At 41.7% G+C, this 16,803-nt stretch carries 15 protein-coding genes; all 15 read left to right on the top strand.

The window, feature by feature from the left end; all coding sequences use genetic code 11:
- Positions 1-106: 106 nt before the first annotated feature.
- The 15 genes from recJ to K5Q34_RS02260 all read left to right on the top strand — a co-directional run bounded on the left by recJ (position 107) and on the right by K5Q34_RS02260 (position 16,802).
- Complete coding sequence (recJ, locus tag K5Q34_RS02330; protein WP_221864437.1) at positions 107-2,320, top strand: single-stranded-DNA-specific exonuclease RecJ; 2,214 nt, start codon at positions 107-109, stop codon at positions 2,318-2,320.
- Positions 2,299-3,468 carry a DUF3114 domain-containing protein gene (locus K5Q34_RS02325; protein ID WP_221864436.1) on the top strand — a complete coding sequence of 390 codons (1,170 nt, stop codon included), beginning with the start codon at positions 2,299-2,301 and terminating at the stop codon, positions 3,466-3,468. Before recJ ends, K5Q34_RS02325 begins: the two co-directional genes overlap by 22 nt.
- A 14-nt stretch (positions 3,469-3,482) precedes the next feature.
- Positions 3,483-3,995, top strand: coding sequence for an adenine phosphoribosyltransferase (locus tag K5Q34_RS02320; protein WP_002937136.1), 513 nt, complete (start codon positions 3,483-3,485; stop codon positions 3,993-3,995).
- Positions 3,996-4,098: 103 nt separating this feature from the next.
- Positions 4,099-5,040 carry a homoserine O-succinyltransferase gene (gene metA, locus K5Q34_RS02315; RefSeq protein WP_014637718.1) on the top strand — a complete coding sequence of 314 codons (942 nt, stop codon included), beginning with the start codon at positions 4,099-4,101 and terminating at the stop codon, positions 5,038-5,040.
- A gap of 9 nt (positions 5,041-5,049) precedes the next feature.
- Complete coding sequence (locus K5Q34_RS02310) at positions 5,050-5,724, top strand: DnaD domain-containing protein (protein ID WP_024399480.1); 675 nt, start codon at positions 5,050-5,052, stop codon at positions 5,722-5,724.
- 1 nt (position 5,725) lies between these two features.
- Positions 5,726-6,409: a tRNA (adenine(22)-N(1))-methyltransferase TrmK gene (locus K5Q34_RS02305; RefSeq protein ID WP_105183908.1), complete on the top strand. Its 684-nt coding sequence runs from the start codon at positions 5,726-5,728 to the stop codon at positions 6,407-6,409.
- The gene (locus tag K5Q34_RS02300; RefSeq protein WP_172114639.1) at positions 6,399-7,193 is read left to right on the top strand and encodes a Nif3-like dinuclear metal center hexameric protein; all 795 of its coding nucleotides are present in this window, start codon (positions 6,399-6,401) and stop codon (positions 7,191-7,193) included. The genes K5Q34_RS02305 and K5Q34_RS02300 overlap by 11 nt, the downstream gene beginning before the upstream one ends.
- Before the next feature lie 175 nt (positions 7,194-7,368).
- A complete protein-coding gene (locus tag K5Q34_RS02295; protein WP_105121790.1) occupies positions 7,369-8,193 on the top strand; it encodes a ZIP family metal transporter in 825 nt (274 codons plus the stop codon).
- A gap of 97 nt (positions 8,194-8,290) precedes the next feature.
- Positions 8,291-9,160 carry a glucose-1-phosphate thymidylyltransferase RfbA gene (gene rfbA / locus K5Q34_RS02290; protein WP_015646663.1) on the top strand — a complete coding sequence of 290 codons (870 nt, stop codon included), beginning with the start codon at positions 8,291-8,293 and terminating at the stop codon, positions 9,158-9,160.
- Positions 9,160-9,753, top strand: coding sequence for a dTDP-4-dehydrorhamnose 3,5-epimerase family protein (locus K5Q34_RS02285; protein ID WP_105183907.1), 594 nt, complete (start codon positions 9,160-9,162; stop codon positions 9,751-9,753). Before rfbA ends, K5Q34_RS02285 begins: the two co-directional genes overlap by 1 nt.
- On the top strand, positions 9,753-10,238 hold the full coding sequence (locus tag K5Q34_RS02280) for a phosphoribosylanthranilate isomerase (protein WP_221864435.1): 486 nt from the start codon (positions 9,753-9,755) through the stop codon (positions 10,236-10,238). Before K5Q34_RS02285 ends, K5Q34_RS02280 begins: the two co-directional genes overlap by 1 nt.
- Before the next feature lie 361 nt (positions 10,239-10,599).
- Positions 10,600-11,646 (top strand): dTDP-glucose 4,6-dehydratase, encoded by a 1,047-nt coding sequence (gene rfbB / locus K5Q34_RS02275; RefSeq protein WP_024411830.1) that lies wholly within the window; start codon positions 10,600-10,602, stop codon positions 11,644-11,646.
- Between the two features lie 54 nt (positions 11,647-11,700).
- Positions 11,701-12,552, top strand: a complete 852-nt coding sequence (gene rfbD, locus K5Q34_RS02270) for a dTDP-4-dehydrorhamnose reductase (protein ID WP_221864434.1) — start codon at positions 11,701-11,703, stop codon at positions 12,550-12,552.
- 16 nt (positions 12,553-12,568) lie between these two features.
- Positions 12,569-13,612: an LPXTG cell wall anchor domain-containing protein gene (locus tag K5Q34_RS02265; RefSeq protein WP_221864433.1), complete on the top strand. Its 1,044-nt coding sequence runs from the start codon at positions 12,569-12,571 to the stop codon at positions 13,610-13,612.
- A 73-nt stretch (positions 13,613-13,685) separates the two neighbouring features.
- Positions 13,686-16,802, top strand: a complete 3,117-nt coding sequence (locus tag K5Q34_RS02260) for a GBS Bsp-like repeat-containing protein (RefSeq protein WP_253214077.1) — start codon at positions 13,686-13,688, stop codon at positions 16,800-16,802.
- The last annotated feature ends 1 nt before the right edge of the window (position 16,803 follow it).

Below are 16,803 nucleotides of genomic sequence, written 5' to 3'. Positions count from 1 at the left end.
CTTACCTTGCTCCATTTTTCTTGGAAAATGATATAATAGAAAGATAGTTTATACTCGGAAAAGTTACAGGTTACTTGTGATTTTGAGTATTAAGGAGTAAAAAAACGTGATAAAACCCAATTATGACTGGCAATTATTGACCGGTTTTTCTGATGAACAATTTATCAAAATTGCTAAAAAAGAAGGAGTGGACCCGGTAGCGGCTAAGTTGCTGTATGAACGTGGCATCCATTCGGCGGAAGATTTGCATACTTTCTTACAACCAAGCTTAGAAGACCTTCACGATCCCTATTTACTACATGATATGGACAAGGCGGTAGAGCGGATTCGCCGAGCAATCGAAGATTACGAACAAATTTTGATTTATGGAGATTATGATGCAGATGGCATGACCTCGGCATCTATTCTGAAAGAAACTCTGGAGGAAATGGGGGCAGAAGTCCAAGTTTATCTTCCCAATCGTTTCACAGATGGCTATGGGCCAAATCAATCAGTTTATAAGTATTTTATCGAGCAGCAGGGAATTTCTCTTATTGTGACGGTGGACAATGGCGTAGCGGGTCATGAAGCGATTGCCTATGCCCAGGAAATGGGTGTCGATGTTGTCGTGACAGACCACCATTCCATGCAGGAAACCCTTCCCAATGCCTATGCGATTGTACATCCAGAGCATCCAGAGGGAAATTATCCCTTCAAACATTTGGCGGGTTGCGGTGTGGCTTTCAAATTGGCCTGTGCCCTTCTTGAAACGGTTCATGCAGACTTGCTGGATTTGGTCGCAATTGGCACCATCGCTGATATGGTCAGCTTGACCGATGAGAATCGTGTCATGGTCAAATATGGTCTGTCCCTTCTCAAACAGACTGAGCGAGCAGGTTTGCAAGAGTTGATAAAGATAGCTGGTATTGACATAGACAGTATTGATGAAGAAACAGTTGGTTTCCAACTTGCTCCGAGGTTGAATGCCCTTGGGCGACTCGATGATCCTAATCCAGCCATCGAATTACTGACTGGTTTTGATGACGAAGAGGCCCATGAGATTGCTCTCATGATTAACAGTAAAAATGTAGAACGCAAAGACGTTGTCCAAGCAATTTACGATGAAGCAAAAACCATGCTCCGTCATGATAGACCTGTTCAAGTTCTGGCTAAAGAAGGTTGGAACCCAGGTGTTTTAGGGATTGTAGCAGGACGCCTACTAGAAGAATTGCACCAGCCTGTTATCGTCTTGTCTATTGAAGATGGTAAGGCAAAGGGTTCGGCTCGTTCTGTTGAAGCGGTTGACATTTTCAAGGCCCTTAAAGATCATCAGGACCTATTTATCGCCTTTGGTGGTCATGCTGGTGCAGCAGGTATGACCTTGGAAGTTGACAAACTTGAAGAGCTTGCTCTAACCTTGGCAGACTACATTATCGAAAATAAATTGGATTTATCCAGCAAGTCTTCGCTGGTCTTAGATGAAGAATTGGATTTAGAGGAATTAACCCTAGATACTCTAAAATCTTTCGAGAAGCTTGCGCCTTACGGCATGGATAATAAAAAGCCTGTATTCTACATCAGAGACTTTCAGGTGGAATCTGCAAGAACCATGGGGCAGAATAATGCTCATTTGAAACTACGCATTACTAAAGGTGCTGCTGGATTTGATGTGGTTGCTTTTGGTAAGGGTAATCTAGCCTTGGAATTTTCACAGGCCAAGGGCTTAGAACTAGCTGTCACCTTGTCTGTCAATCAATGGAATGGCAATACCAGTCTTCAGCTCATGTTGGTTGATGCTCGGGTTAATGGTGTTCAACTTTATAATATTCGTGGAAAACAACATCCTATTCCTGCAGGAGTCCCAATTTTGGACATTGAAAATCCAGTAGCAGATAACAAAGCAATTGTCTTAGCTAACTTGCCTGAGGACCTCAGTAGTCTGCGTAGCTATTTTCAGGAAAGAGAATTTGAAGCCATTTATTTTAAAAATGAAATTGCCAAACCGTACTATCTAGATGGTTATGGTAGCCGAGAACAATTCGCTAAATTGTATAAGACCATTTACCAATTTGATGAGTTTGATGTCCGCTACAAACTGAAAGATTTGGCTGGTTACTTAAAAATTAAGGACAGTCTATTGGTTAAAATGATTCAGATTTTCCAAGAATTAGAATTCGTCACGATTACGGATGGGGTCATGCGGGTCAATAAAGAGGCGCAGAAGCGAGAGATTTCAGAAAGTCAAATATATCAAGAATTGAAAGAAACAGTTATCCAACAAGAGTTGATGGCGCTTGGCACCGTTCAGGAAATTTATGAATGGCTATGTGGTCGCGTTTGATGACAGTAGAAGCTCTGGTTGTTGTTGGAGTGATTGGAACGCTTCTCTACACTTATAAGTTTATCAGGCAAAAAAGTCTGTTGAAAAATCTTGAACAGATAACCGAAATAAAGCACGCACTGATTGAATTACGGCGAGTAGGATGGTCAGAAAGAGCCATCAAAAAGGTTTTCCTGAAACAACTGTTGCCTCTAAAACAAGAAGACCTCCCAGCATTTGTTCAAAATTTCATAAAAGAAGCTGCTATTTTTGCCTCAACTAGCTTTTATCAGTTGATAAAAGTTGACAGTCGCTCTTTAAACCAAGAGAAAGCGACAGCTTTATTGGAGCAAAGTATGAATATGTTAGATTTTCCTGAGGAATTAAGTCACGGGATATTACCTGAACTTTTGCAGAAGATGGATGTGAATTGTCCTCCACACCATCCGTTTTGGCGGTACTTTGCTAAGCTAGTTGATAAGGCTTTTCCAGTTCGAGAATTAGAAGTCAAACGGCCGTTAAACAGACAGGTCCATCAACTGCGCTACCTTATTTCCTATCAGCAGGCTTTTTGGGTACGTCAGCAGTTTGGAAAAGGAAAAACAGACTGGCAGGCTCTGGTAGCCTATTTACGTAGCCTACCTCGCTGGTCTTACCGCTTACGAGAATCTGCCCGCCTACACAATAAACAACTGTTCGGCAAGAAAAATCAGAAGACCTTGCCAGTCAATATGAAGATTTTGATTCATTTTCACAGTGAATTTATCCTAAATCAAGATGGACAATTTGCCTTGATTTTAGAAGAACGACCTCAGGTCAATGGCGTGGTAAACGGGGCTTCCTTCAATTATGCCAGAGCTAATAATAAGCGCCATAGACAACTTGATATGGCTCCAGTTGGCAGGCAGGATCCCGTTTTTCGGAAAGAATTGCTACGCTCAAAGATGGGAGTCTATTTATCGCCTACTCGCTTTCGTCGCTACCAAAAAGGAAGAAATGAGGTTGGCTGGGAGCAGTCTTACTTTAATCAGCAAGGAAGCTTTTCCTATGGTGGACATAGTAGGGGAGCTTGTGTGGCGAATTTAAGGAGACGATTTGCTAAAGATATAGGTCTGAAATGTACCAAAAAACAATTTCATGGTATAATGAAGAGTAAAAATTATTTTTAAAAAGAGAGAGACAAATGAACTTAAAAGATTACATCGCAACAATTCCTAACTATCCAAAAGAAGGTATCGAATTCCGTGACATTAGCCCTTTGATGGCAGATGGAAATGCTTATAGCTATGCAGTACGTGAAATCGTTCAGTATGCGACAGATAAGCAAATCGATATGATTGTTGGGCCAGAGGCGCGTGGTTTCATTGTTGGATGTCCAGTTGCCTTTGAATTGGGAATCGGTTTTGCACCAGTTCGTAAGCCAGGTAAGTTACCACGTGAGGTTATCTCAGCTGACTATGAAAAAGAATATGGTGTAGATACATTGACGATGCATGCAGACGCAATCAAACCAGGACAACGTGTCTTGATTGTCGATGACTTGTTGGCAACTGGTGGTACTGTAAAAGCAACGATCGAAATGATTGAAAAGCTTGGCGGTATCGTTGCTGGCTGTGCCTTCTTGATTGAGCTAGATGATTTGAAAGGCCGCGAAGCAATCGGCGATTACGACTACAAGGTTTTGATGCACTATTAATCTAAGGTTATAGCCAAAACTTATAACTGGTCCTATTTTTATTCTAATTGAATTGCATAGCAACCTGTCTTATAATAAATATAAGAAAATTGGGAGGTTGCTTATGCCAATTAAAATTGAAAAATCATTACCAGCAGTTGAAATTTTGAGAAAAGAGAATATTTTTGTGATGGATAGCGACCGAGCTAGTCATCAGGACATTCGTCCTATCAAAATCCTTATTCTCAATCTCATGCCACAGAAGATAGTGACGGAGACTCAGTTGCTCCGTCTTTTGGCTAACACTCCTTTACAGCTAGAGGTTGAATTTCTCTACATGGCTAGTCACGAGTCCAAAAATACACACTCGGACCATTTGAAGCAGTTTTATAAGACTTTTGAGCAGGTCAGGGATAGCTATTTTGATGGGCTCATCGTGACAGGAGCACCAGTTGAAAACTTACCTTTTGAGGAAGTTGATTACTGGCAAGAACTTACTCAAGTTTTTGATTGGTCAAAAACACATGTTTATTCAACATTGCACATTTGTTGGGGTGCACAGGCTGGTTTGTATGCACGCTATGGTGTACCCAAACACAGTATGTCTCGAAAACTATCAGGCGTATATTGTCAAGAAGTGACTAATCCAACTAGCCCTCTTATGCGTGGATTTGACGATGAATTTCGTTCGCCACACTCCCGTTATACGGAAGTAAGAGAAGCAGATATTGCCCATCTGAGTGGGTTGACGATTTTATCACAAGGTCCAGAAGTTGGCCTATCCATTTTAGCCAGCAAGGATTTAAGAGAAATTTATAGTTTTGGACATTTAGAGTATGATAGGGATACCCTAGCTAAGGAATACCAACGTGATTGTATAGCTGGAAAAAATCCCCATTTACCGGAAAATTATTTCAAAGAAGATGACCCTACAAGCAAACCATCTCTCTCTTGGAATTTACCAGCAGCACAATTCTTTACCAACTGGGTGAATTATGCTGTCTATCAAGAAACTCCATACGACTGGCATATCTTTGAACAATCAGCCCAGTCAGCTAGTCTTTAAAGAGGAAGTATGAACTATTCACAGCAATTTCGTCAGGGACATTTGGTCCTGCCAGCAGCAATATTATTCCACTATCAAGAGCTTTTTCCGTCGGCAGATGATTTTTTGATTTGGCAGTTTTTCTTTTATCAAAATTCTTCAGCTATCGAATCATTAGCACCTAGTGAGATTGCTCAAGCTACTGGTAAAACAGTTGCCCAGGTCAATCAAGCTATTGAAAATCTCCAAGATGCTGGACTCTTAGAATTTAAGACAATCAGTATTGCTGGTGAAATTGAAATGATATTCGATGCGCTTCCTGCTTTTGAAAAATTGGATGCTCTGTTAACTCCAAAACAGGCAGTTGAGATTGTGCAGCCAGAGAATGATTTGAAGACCTTGGTGGGTGATTTTGAGCGTGAATTGGGGCGCTTTTTATCGCCGTTTGAAATCGAAGATTTGCAGAAGACTATTGAGGATGACAAAACTTCGATTGATTTGGTTCGTGCAGCCTTGAAAGAAGCTGTTTTTAACAACAAAACAAATTGGAAATACATCCAAGCTATTCTACGAAACTGGCGCCGTGAGGGAATTACTACAGTTGCGCAAGTAGAAGCGAAAAATGCAGAAAGAGAAATTCAGACTCCTAAGAATGTGACTGTTTCAAGTGACTTTCTTGATGCAATGGATCTCTGGAAAGATTGATATGGAAACAAAATTATCTAAAAGGCTGGAAACAGTCGCAAGTTTTGTCCCACAAGGGGCACGTCTAGTTGATGTAGGGAGTGACCATGCTTATCTCCCTCTTTTTTTGGTAGAGCAGGGGCGTATTGATTTTGCCATTGCGGGGGAAGTCGTTCAAGGCCCCTATCAGTCAGCGCTCCAGAATGTAGAGCAGGCGGGACAAACAGAAAAAATTCTAGTCCGTTTAGCAAATGGCTTAGGTGCGTTTGAGATGTCTGACCAGATGACTGCCGTGACCATAGCAGGTATGGGAGGACGCTTGATTGCAGAAATCTTAGAAGCAGGAAAAGAAAAGCTTGCGACCATTGAGCGGTTGATACTCCAGCCAAATAATCGTGAAGATGATGTGCGTCGATGGTTGGAAAAAAATGGTTTTAGATTGGTTGCTGAAAAGATTCTGGAAGAAAATGGCAAGTTATATGAAGTCCTCGTTGCAGAATCAGGACAGATGAGATTATCAGAAGTTGAACATCGTTTTGGTCCCTATCTACTAGAGGAGGCTTCACCAGTTTTCGTCAAAAAGTGGAGAAGAGAACTTGAAAAATTAAGTTTTGCTTTGGAACAAGTTCCATCTGAACGCCAAGGTGACCGCTTTGCCATTTCCCAAAAAATCCAACAAATTCAGGAGGTACTCCATGTTAGCTAGGCAGGTTATTGAGCGCTATCAAGCCTTTTGTCCCCCTTCTTTAGCTATGGAAGGCGATGTCAAAGGGTTGCAAATTGGTACCCTTAATAAAGAGATTCAACGTGTCATGGTGGCTCTGGATATTCGTGAGACAACAGTGGCAGAGGCGATTGATAAAAAGGTGGATTTGATTATCGTCAAACACGCTCCGATTTTTCGTCCTATAAAGGATTTGGTGGGTGACAATCCGCAAACTAAAATGTATCTTGATTTGATTAAGCATGATATTGCAGTCTATGTCAGTCATACAGATATTGATGTAGTTGAGGGTGGTCTCAACGACTGGTTCTGTGAACTATTAGAAATTCAAGATACTACCTACTTGATTGAAACTGCCGAGGGGCAGGGGCTTGGTCGTGTGGGGACAATAGCAGAGCAGACTTTGGAGGATTTGGCTTTGAAAGTCAAGTCTGTCTTTGGTCTAGATGCTGTCCGTCTAGTGACATATGGGCATCAAGCCAAGCAGTATATCAGCCGTGTGGCGATCTGTGGAGGCAGTGGTGGGTCTTACTACCATGAGGCTCTTGCCAAGGGAGCAGATGTTTACATCACAGGCGATATTTACTACCATACGGGTCAGGATATGTTGACACAAGGCTTGCTGGCTATTGATCCAGGCCACCATATCGAAGCCTTGTTTATCAAGAAAATTGCTGAATTGTTGGAAACATGGAAGGCAAATGAAGGTTGGGATGTCGAAATTCTACCTTCAACTGTTTCAACCAATCCGTTTAGACATTTGTGATAAATTAATTAGTACCTGATTATGGAAAGACCAAGACGACATTTAATGTAGTTTTAGGTCTTTTATTTTTTAGATATTTTCTTATTTATTTAAGTGAAAAAGCTTGAATTTTATAATAAATTAGGGTATCTTAATTTATAGGATATGCAAGATTAAACAGGATAGGATGTTAGTTATGACTTGGTTTACTAATCAGTCTGTAGTTCTACAGGCTTTGCTAGGTGGTTTATTCACATGGTTTTGTACAATTATGGGATCTGCCGTTGTATTTTTCTTTAAGACAGTTAGTCGTCGTTTGCTAGACACCATGCTAGGCTTTGCAGCTGGTGTTATGATTGCGGCTTCTTTTTGGTCTTTATTAGCTCCATCGATTGAGTATGCTGAAAGTTCATACGGCAATTTGGCTTGGATACCAGCAGCAGTAGGCTTTGCAGCAGGTGGTATTTTTTTACGCTTGGTAGATGCCTGGGTTCCGCATTTGCATTTGGGAAATGATAAAGACAAGGCAGAAGGCGGTGGTGAGAAGGAGAGAAAAAATCTATCCAAAACAGCCCTGCTCTTCTTAGCCATTACAATTCACAATATTCCTGAAGGCTTGGCGGTCGGTGTGACATTTGGTGCACTTGCTTCTAACTATAGTCCAGCAGCTCTTATCGGCGCAATCGGTCTTGCTATTGGGATCGGTATACAAAATATTCCTGAAGGTGCAGCCTTGGCTATCCCAATTCGTACAGACGGTGCATCTAGGTGGAAAGCTTTTTACTGGGGCTCAATGTCAGCAATTGTCGAGCCGATTGCAGCAGTCATAGGGGCTTTTGCGGTCACCTTTATGACACCTATTTTACCTTATGCCCTCTCCTTTGCGGCAGGAGCCATGATTTTTGTCGTCGTAGAAGAGCTCATTCCAGAGTCGCAGACAAATGGCAATACGGATATTGCAACTCTGGGTTTAATGGCCGGTTTTATCATCATGATGATTTTGGATGTTGCCTTAGGATAATTTGTTAAAGTCTGTTGTTACAGGCTTTTTTCTTATGACAATATCTTTAAAAATATGGTATAATGAACTGATATTAATTTAGGGAAGGTACTCTTATATGAAAGGTATTATTCTAGCTGGTGGGTCAGGTACACGCTTGTATCCTTTAACGCGCGCAGCTTCAAAACAGTTGATGCCAATTTACGATAAACCAATGATCTATTATCCATTGTCAACATTGATGTTGGCTGGAATCAAAGATATTTTGATTATTTCAACTCCGCAAGATCTTCCACGTTTTAAGGATATGTTAGGAGATGGTTCTGAACTTGGAATTTCACTTTCATATGCAGAACAACCAAGTCCAGATGGTTTGGCGCAAGCCTTTATTATCGGTGAAGAATTTATCGGTGATGATAATGTAGCCTTGATCCTTGGCGATAACATCTACCACGGCAATGGATTGACCAAGATGTTGCAACGTGCAGCAAGCAAAGAAAAAGGTGCAACTGTCTTTGGTTACCAAGTTAAAGACCCAGAACGCTTTGGCGTTGTAGAATTTGACGCAGATATGAATGCTATTTCTATCGAAGAAAAACCTGAAGAGCCAAAATCAAATTTTGCTGTTACTGGTCTTTATTTCTATGACAATGATGTTGTGGAGATTGCGAAAAATATCAAGCCTTCACCTCGTGGTGAGTTGGAAATCACAGATGTCAACAAGGCTTACTTAGAGCGTGGCGACTTATCTGTTGAGCTTATGGGTCGTGGATTTGCCTGGTTGGATACAGGTACGCATGAGAGCCTCTTGGAAGCTGCACAGTACATCGAAACGGTTCAACGTTTGCAAAACGTTCAAGTGGCTAACTTGGAAGAAATTGCCTACCGCATGGGCTATATTACAAAAGAACAAGTACATGAATTGGCACAGCCACTTAAGAAAAATGAATACGGACAATACTTGCTCCGTTTGATTGGAGAAGCCTAATGACAGAAAACTTTTTCGGTAAAACACTAGCAGCTCGCCCAGTTGAAGCTATTCCAGGAATGTTAGAATTCGACATTCCTGTTCATGGTGACAACCGTGGCTGGTTCAAGGAGAACTTCCAAAAGGAAAAAATGGTGCCGCTCGGCTTCCCTGAAAGCTTCTTTGCAGAAGGAAAATTGCAAAATAATGTTTCCTTCTCTCGCAAAAACGTTCTTCGTGGTCTTCACGCAGAGCCTTGGGATAAATATATTTCAGTAGCAGACGGCGGTAAGGTTTTGGGAACTTGGGTCGATCTACGTGAAGGCGAAACCTTCGGTAATACCTACCAAACCGTTATCGATGCTTCAAAAGGTATCTTCGTTCCGCGCGGAGTGGCCAATGGTTTCCAAGTTTTGTCAGATTTCGTGGCTTACAGCTACTTGGTTAACGACTACTGGGCTTTGGAACTCAAGCCTAAGTATGCCTTCGTCAACTACGCTGACCCTAGCCTTGACATCCAGTGGGAAAACCTAGAAGAAGCGGAAGTTTCAGAAGCAGATGAGAATCACCCACTTCTCAAAGATGTGAAGCCTTTGAGAAAAGAGGACCTCTAATGTTTCAAGCCTTTTTGGAAATAGCAGAGCAGTTAAACAAGTTAGGAATCACTCCCTTGTTAATGGGCTCAGTTGGTTTGGAAAGGCGCACAGAGAGGGACTGGCAGGCAGGTGATTTAGATATTCATGTTCCAAGTGATCCACGTGGCTGGGAAGCCCCAGACGACGAACGGATTTATCGTGCGGATGAGCTGATAGCCATGATGAATCAACTAGGTTATGTCCTGGTTGACCGTCACGAACATGAATTTCATAAAGACGGCTTATCTGTTGAATTCGGAGGCCTGCATTCACTGCCTGAATTTGCTGGTGTAGAGCTAGAAGATTTGGAAGAACTAGAAACAGCAGGTGTTCGCTATTACCTACCGACACTTGAACAATACCTAAAAATCTATCAAGCCTCTTCAAAAGATTCCTACCGTGCAGAAAACAATAATCAAAAAGACTTTGCCAAGATTGCTTACTTGGAAGAAGTATTGAAGTAGTCTGGTAATTTAAAGAAGGCGAGCACAGTGAGCCAATAGCGATAGTTTCCGCCGTGGTGAAAATAGGAACCTGCATTCATAGTTCAGTACGTTCATCTAAGGCTATTTTTTCAGCTACTCATCGTTAGTTTTTTTCAGAATACAGTCAGTATTCTCTCAAAAAACTGCCTTGATTAGCGAAAAACTATCTCTTATATAAAAGTACTTCACTTGTGAATACAGGTTCCGAGATTACGTTTTACGTAATCTTGCAGGGAAATTTTGAAACCTTAGGTTCAAAATTTAGCCATGAAACCGAAGGTTTGCTGGCGTCCCCACTACCTAAGGAAACTATCAAAATAAGAAAAATTCGGAGAAAAAAATGTCTCAATTTAAAAATATTATCGTAACTGGTGGAGCTGGTTTCATCGGTTCAAACTTTGTACACTATGTTTATAACAATCATCCAGACGTTCACGTAACTGTTTTGGATAAACTTACTTATGCTGGTAACAAGGCTAACATCGAAGCCATCCTTGGTGACCGTGTTGAGCTAGTTGTTGGCGACATTGCAGATGCTGAATTGGTTGACAAATTGGCTGCTAAGGCAGATGCAATCGTTCACTATGCGGCAGAAAGCCACAACGACAACTCTCTCAACGATCCAAGCCCATTCATCCATACCAACTTTATCGGTACCTATACTCTTCTTGAAGCGGCTCGTAAATACGATATCCGTTTCCACCATGTATCGACTGACGAAGTATACGGTGACCTTCCTTTGCGTGAAGATTTGCCAGGTCATGGCGAGGGTCCAGGTGAGAAATTCACTGCAGAAACCAACTACAACCCATCATCACCATACTCATCAACCAAGGCTGCTTCAGACTTGATTGTCAAAGCATGGGTGCGTTCATTTGGTGTTAAAGCGACTATTTCCAACTGTTCAAATAACTACGGTCCATACCAACACATTGAGAAATTCATCCCACGCCAAATTACCAACATCTTGGCAGGTATCAAGCCAAAACTTTACGGTGAAGGTAAAAACGTCCGTGACTGGATTCATACCAACGACCACTCGACTGGTGTTTGGGCAATCTTGACAAAAGGCCGTATGGGTGAAACTTACCTAATCGGTGCTGACGGTGAGAAGAACAACAAAGAAGTGCTTGAATTGATTCTTGAAAAAATGGGTCAACCAAAAGATGCTTATGACCATGTGACTGACCGTGCAGGACACGATTTGCGCTATGCTATTGACGCAAGCAAACTTCGTGACGAGCTTGGTTGGACACCACAGTTTACCAACTTCTCTGAAGGTTTGGAAGAAACAATCCAGTGGTATACAGATAACCAAGACTGGTGGAAGGCTGAGAAGGAAGCTGTTGAAGCCAACTATGCTAAGACACAGGAAGTTATTAAATAAGACTATTAAAGGCTAGGGCTCTTGCCCAAGCCTTTCTTGAAATAAGGAGCAAACATGATTTTAATTACAGGTGCAAATGGTCAGTTGGGTACAGAGTTGCGTTATCTCTTGGATGAGCGTGGTGTTGAGTACGTTGCCGCTGACGTAGCAGAAATGGACATCACGGATGCAGACAAGGTGGATGCCTTCTTTGCAGAAGTTAAGCCAAGCATTGTTTACCACTGTGCAGCCTATACAGCTGTTGATATGGCAGAAGATGAAGGTAAAGAACTCAACTACAAGATTAACGTAACAGGCTCTGAAAATGTTGCTAAGGCAGCTGCTAAATACGGTGCAACCCTCGTTTATATCTCTACAGACTATGTCTTCAATGGTGAGTTGCCAGTTGGTCAAGAGTGGCAAGTAGATGACCAGCCAGATCCGCAATCTGAATATGGTCGTACCAAGCGCTTGGGTGAGGAAGCAGTTGAGAAGTTTGCAGACAAGTTCTACACTGTTCGTACGGCTTGGGTCTTTGGTAACTACGGTAAAAACTTTGTTTTCACCATGCAAAACCTTGCGGAAACTCGAGATACCTTGACAGTTGTTAACGACCAACACGGTCGTCCAACCTGGACACGCACACTTGCGGAATTCATGGTACACTTGGTAGACACCAAGCAGGCATTTGGTTACTACCATTTGTCAAACGATGCAGCAGAAGATACGACTTGGTTTGACTTTGCGACGGAAATCCTTAAGGATACTAATACCAAGGTATTGCCAGTGGATTCTAGCCAATTCCCAGCTAAGGCAAAACGTCCATTCAACTCAACCATGAGCTTGGATAAGGCAAAAGCCACAGGCTTTGTCATCCCAACTTGGCAAGAAGCTTTGGAAGCATTCTACAAACAAGAAAAGAAATAGTCTACAGGAGATGTGTATGAAAAAGAAAGCGATTGTTAAGCCGTTATTGACATCAGCAATCCTTCTTGCTTTACTAGGAGGTGCTATATTACCGTCCGGAGCTGTTCCAGTTGTAGCAGCAGAGACAAGTCAAAGTACGACCTATCATTTAACTGATGATGAAAAAGTTGCCGTACGTGAATATATTCAAGCTAAAATGACTATCGATATGCAAGAATATGGATTGGCGTTTCTTGAGGGAATGATGGAAGAAATGGCTTCGGGTAGTGCTGAAGCTGCATGGGATGAAGAAATTGCAGACTTGAAGGCAAACTTAACAGCAGAGCAAGTTGTTGTTTTAGATGAACTCAGAGCAAATTTAATTGGTAGCATAGCTCAACATTACCATTACTTATTTGAGACACTTACAGTCGCTGGAAAAAGCGGAAGAGAAGAAGCAGCGGCTATAGTTTCTAAGTACGAGTCTGAAGATGATGCAAGTACTCCTGAAGCAGAATTGGCTGCATTGAAATACGCTAGAGAAGTTATCGTTGAACTACTGAATAAAGAGTCGGCAGCGATTGATAATTATATTGCTTATGCAGAAGCAACTGGACAAGAATTAGCTGGATTGTTGGAAAGTGGAAACTCTAATTTAGAATCTATTACATCTGCAACTATAGGATATGGTCAAGCTCTTGCAACTGCTTCGCAACCAAAATTTCCGTATGATTTTTCAGAAATAGACCGACAGATTGCAGAACTAACTGCTAGTCTACAATCAAAAGTCGAGGATAAAAGTACAGCTAATATTGAAAATACTGGGGCACAAACAAGTCAAAGCGTTTCAAATGACTCAAATGATTTGCAAGATGTTTCAGGTCAAGGGGATGGTCAGATTTCTGATGTAGCTACAGGAAAAGGTAGTATTTCCGAAGCAGGTCAGAAAAAGGTTATACCAAATGATAAAGCTAAGGTATTACCAAAAACCTCAGGGAAATCTGGTCTTCCATTAACTGTATTAGGACTCATAATAATTTTTGCTGGTTGGCTATTGACAAAGAAGCAAGAAGAAAAATAAAGGATTAGTGTAATTACATCTATTTTGAGAAATATAGTTGTTTTTACATGTGAAATACATAAAGGAGATATTTGTGAAAAAAAGAACGTTGTTATTTCTTTCTTTGTGTGCATCCGCGTTGAATGCTCAGCTTGTTCAAGCGGATATGGTAAATGCCCCATCTAGTCAAGTTTCTTCATCTCAGGTTGCTGAAACTGGCGGGCAGCTATCTGTCGTTGATGAGGCTGGTCAGATTAAAGCTATTCTGTCGAACATTCAAGGGGAAATTATTGGTGTTACAGCCCAGTTTAGCTCTGAAACAAATAGCGGCATTACTGTCACATTCTCAATGGATGAGCAGGGGAGATACGTAGCGGTTTTGGAGCGGTCTACATTTGCGGAGGAAGACCAAGTCTTTTCGCTGAAGTTAACAGCACAATTAACAGATGGAAGTTTTCAGACCTTATCAGATTATAGTTTCGAGTGGAAGAAGGATGTCGTAAACGTGGCTGAGAAGCCTACTGCTTTGAATAATAGCAATGCAATCTCGTCTAAAATTGAGGAGGAAGCAACTTCGGCTACTACAAGCTCAACTGTTGATTCTAGTTTGACAGCAGGTTCAACAAGTAGTACTTCGAATTCGCTGACCAGAAGTTCTTCCAATACGATTGCAGGAAGTTCGAATGGCTCTACAAGTGTTCCAAGTGCTCGAGTCAGTACAGCTTCCAGTTCGGTCAATGTTACACAACCTACAGGCACCATCACAATTGAAAATCGTAACGATGCCCAAGGTACCTTCGATGTTCGTGTTACTAATGTTTCGTCACCGCGTGGTCTAGACAAAGTCTATGTTCCGACCTGGACAGAATCAGGAGGTCAGGATGATATTGTTTGGCATGAAGCATCACGCCAGTCAGATGGTAGCTACCTTGCAAGAATTAACAAAACCCAACATAAAGATGAATCCGGTAAATATATCTCCCATGTTTATTACCGAGGTCACGATGGAAGTATGACCGCAATTGGCGGAGCTAGTGTTGAATTGCCAGAATTAAAATCTACAGGCACCATCACAATTGAAAATCGTAACGATGCCCAAGGTACCTTCGATATTCGTGTTACTAACGTTTCATCACCGCGTGGTTTAGACAAAGTCTATGTTCCGACCTGGACAGAATCAGGAGGTCAGGATGATATTGTTTGGCATGAAGCATCACGCCAGTCAGATGGCAGCTACCTTGCAAGAATTAACAAAACCCAACATAAATATGAATCCGGTAAATATATCTCCCATGTTTATTACCGAGGTCACGATGGAAGTATGACCGCAATTGGCGGAGCTAGTGTTGAATTGCCAGAATTAAAACCTACAGGCACCATCACAATTGAAAATCGTAACGATGCCCAAGGTACCTTCGATGTTCGTGTTACTAATGTTTCGTCACCGCGTGGTTTAGACAAAGTTTATGTTCCGACCTGGACAGAATCAGGAGGTCAGGATGATATTGTTTGGCATGAAGCATCACGCCAGTCAGATGGCAGCTACCTTGCAAGAATTAACAAAAACCAACATAAATATGAATCCGGTAAATATATCTCCCATGTTTATTACCGAAGTCACGATGAAAGTATGACCGCAATTGGCGGAGCTAGTGTTGAATTGCCAGAATTAAAACCTACAGGCATCATCACAATTGAAAATCGTAACGATGCCCAAGGTACCTTCGATGTTCGTGTTACTAATGTTTCATCACCGCGTGGTTTAGACAAAGTTTATGTTCCGACCTGGACAGAATCAGGAGGTCAGGATGATATTGTTTGGCATGAAGCATCACGCCAGTCAGATGGTAGCTACCTTGCAAGAATTAACAAAAACCAACATAAATATGAATCCGGTAAATATATCTCCCATGTTTATTACCGAGGTCACGATGGAAGTATGACCGCTATTGGCGGAGCTAGTGTTGAATTGCCAGAATTAAAATCTACAGGCACCATCACAATTGAAAATCGTAACGATGCCCAAGGTACCTTCGATGTTCGTGTTACTAATGTTTCGTCACCGCGTGGTTTAGACAAAGTCTATGTTCCGACCTGGACAGAATCAGGAGGTCAGGATGATATTGTTTGGCATGAAGCATCACGCCAATCAGATGGCAGCTACCTTGCAAGAATTAACAAAACTCAACATAAATATGAATCCGGTAAATATATCTCCCATGTTTATTACCGAGGTCACGATGGAAGTATGACCGCAATTGGCGGAGCTAGTGTTGAATTACCAGAATTAAAACTTTCTGGCACCATTACAGTTTCAGATGTAAATGTTCAAGCAGGTAGTTTCAATGTTCGCATCACTAATATTTCATCACCGCGTGGTTTAGACAAAGTCTATGTTCCGACCTGGACAGAATCAGGAGGTCAGGATGATATTGTTTGGCATGAAGCATCACGCCAGTCAGATGGTAGCTACCTTGCAAGAATTAACAAAACCCAACATAAATATAGTTCAGGGAAGTACATTTCGCATGTTTACTACCGCGGAACAGATGGAAGTATGACAGCAGTTGGCGGTACTAGTGTTGAATTGCCATCAACACGCTCCTACACAGTCTATATTGACCCAGGACATGGAGGGCGAGACTCAGGAGCTTCTTATGGAGGCGTACATGAAAAAAATCTTGCATTGTCTGTTTCAAATAAGTTGCGTGAAAATCTCTTGAAATATGGAATCAATGTTTTGATGACCCGTACAGGTGATTATGATGTAGACTTCAAAACAGAGAGGTCACGAATGACGAATGCAAGCAACGCAGACTTATTTATTAGTATCCATTTTAATGCGACGGGTGCAGGAGTTTCGAATGCAACTGGTATCGAAACATACTGGTATCAATACGATCCGGAATACCAACCTAAAATTAATAAAGAAATGCATAATAACCCTACTCGTTTAGCTGAAAGTGAGATTTTAGCTAACAAGGTTCAGGAGAGTTTAATTAAGGAAACAGGTGCAGTTAACCGTGGCGTAAGAAGAGAAACTTTTGCAGTCCTTCGCGAGACGGCAATTCCTGCTATTCTAGTGGAGCTAGGATTTATGGATAATCCTTCGGAGTTACAAGTTATCAAACAAGATTCTTATCACACTCGCCTTGCGAAAGCATTGGCACAAGGTGTGATGAACTGGTATGGTGCTGTTGAGGGAAAGTAGG

Source organism: Streptococcus sp. 2018110, assembly GCF_019754115.1.
Taxonomy (GTDB): domain Bacteria; phylum Bacillota; class Bacilli; order Lactobacillales; family Streptococcaceae; genus Streptococcus; species Streptococcus hashimotonensis.
The sequence above is the reverse complement of the archived record's forward strand: the minus strand, read 5'-3'. Positions and strand labels throughout refer to the sequence as shown.

Coding starts and splice junctions, on each gene's coding strand:
- K5Q34_RS02325 (WP_221864436.1), top strand. CDS start 2,299: ATGGCTATGTGGTCGCGTTTGATGACAGTAGAAGCTCTGGTTGTTGTT.
- K5Q34_RS02320 (WP_002937136.1), top strand. CDS start 3,483: ATGAACTTAAAAGATTACATCGCAACAATTCCTAACTATCCAAAAGAA.
- metA (WP_014637718.1), top strand. CDS start 4,099: ATGCCAATTAAAATTGAAAAATCATTACCAGCAGTTGAAATTTTGAGA.
- K5Q34_RS02310 (WP_024399480.1), top strand. CDS start 5,050: ATGAACTATTCACAGCAATTTCGTCAGGGACATTTGGTCCTGCCAGCA.
- K5Q34_RS02305 (WP_105183908.1), top strand. CDS start 5,726: ATGGAAACAAAATTATCTAAAAGGCTGGAAACAGTCGCAAGTTTTGTC.
- K5Q34_RS02300 (WP_172114639.1), top strand. CDS start 6,399: ATGTTAGCTAGGCAGGTTATTGAGCGCTATCAAGCCTTTTGTCCCCCT.
- K5Q34_RS02295 (WP_105121790.1), top strand. CDS start 7,369: ATGACTTGGTTTACTAATCAGTCTGTAGTTCTACAGGCTTTGCTAGGT.
- rfbA (WP_015646663.1), top strand. CDS start 8,291: ATGAAAGGTATTATTCTAGCTGGTGGGTCAGGTACACGCTTGTATCCT.
- K5Q34_RS02285 (WP_105183907.1), top strand. CDS start 9,160: ATGACAGAAAACTTTTTCGGTAAAACACTAGCAGCTCGCCCAGTTGAA.
- K5Q34_RS02280 (WP_221864435.1), top strand. CDS start 9,753: ATGTTTCAAGCCTTTTTGGAAATAGCAGAGCAGTTAAACAAGTTAGGA.
- rfbB (WP_024411830.1), top strand. CDS start 10,600: ATGTCTCAATTTAAAAATATTATCGTAACTGGTGGAGCTGGTTTCATC.
- rfbD (WP_221864434.1), top strand. CDS start 11,701: ATGATTTTAATTACAGGTGCAAATGGTCAGTTGGGTACAGAGTTGCGT.
- K5Q34_RS02265 (WP_221864433.1), top strand. CDS start 12,569: ATGAAAAAGAAAGCGATTGTTAAGCCGTTATTGACATCAGCAATCCTT.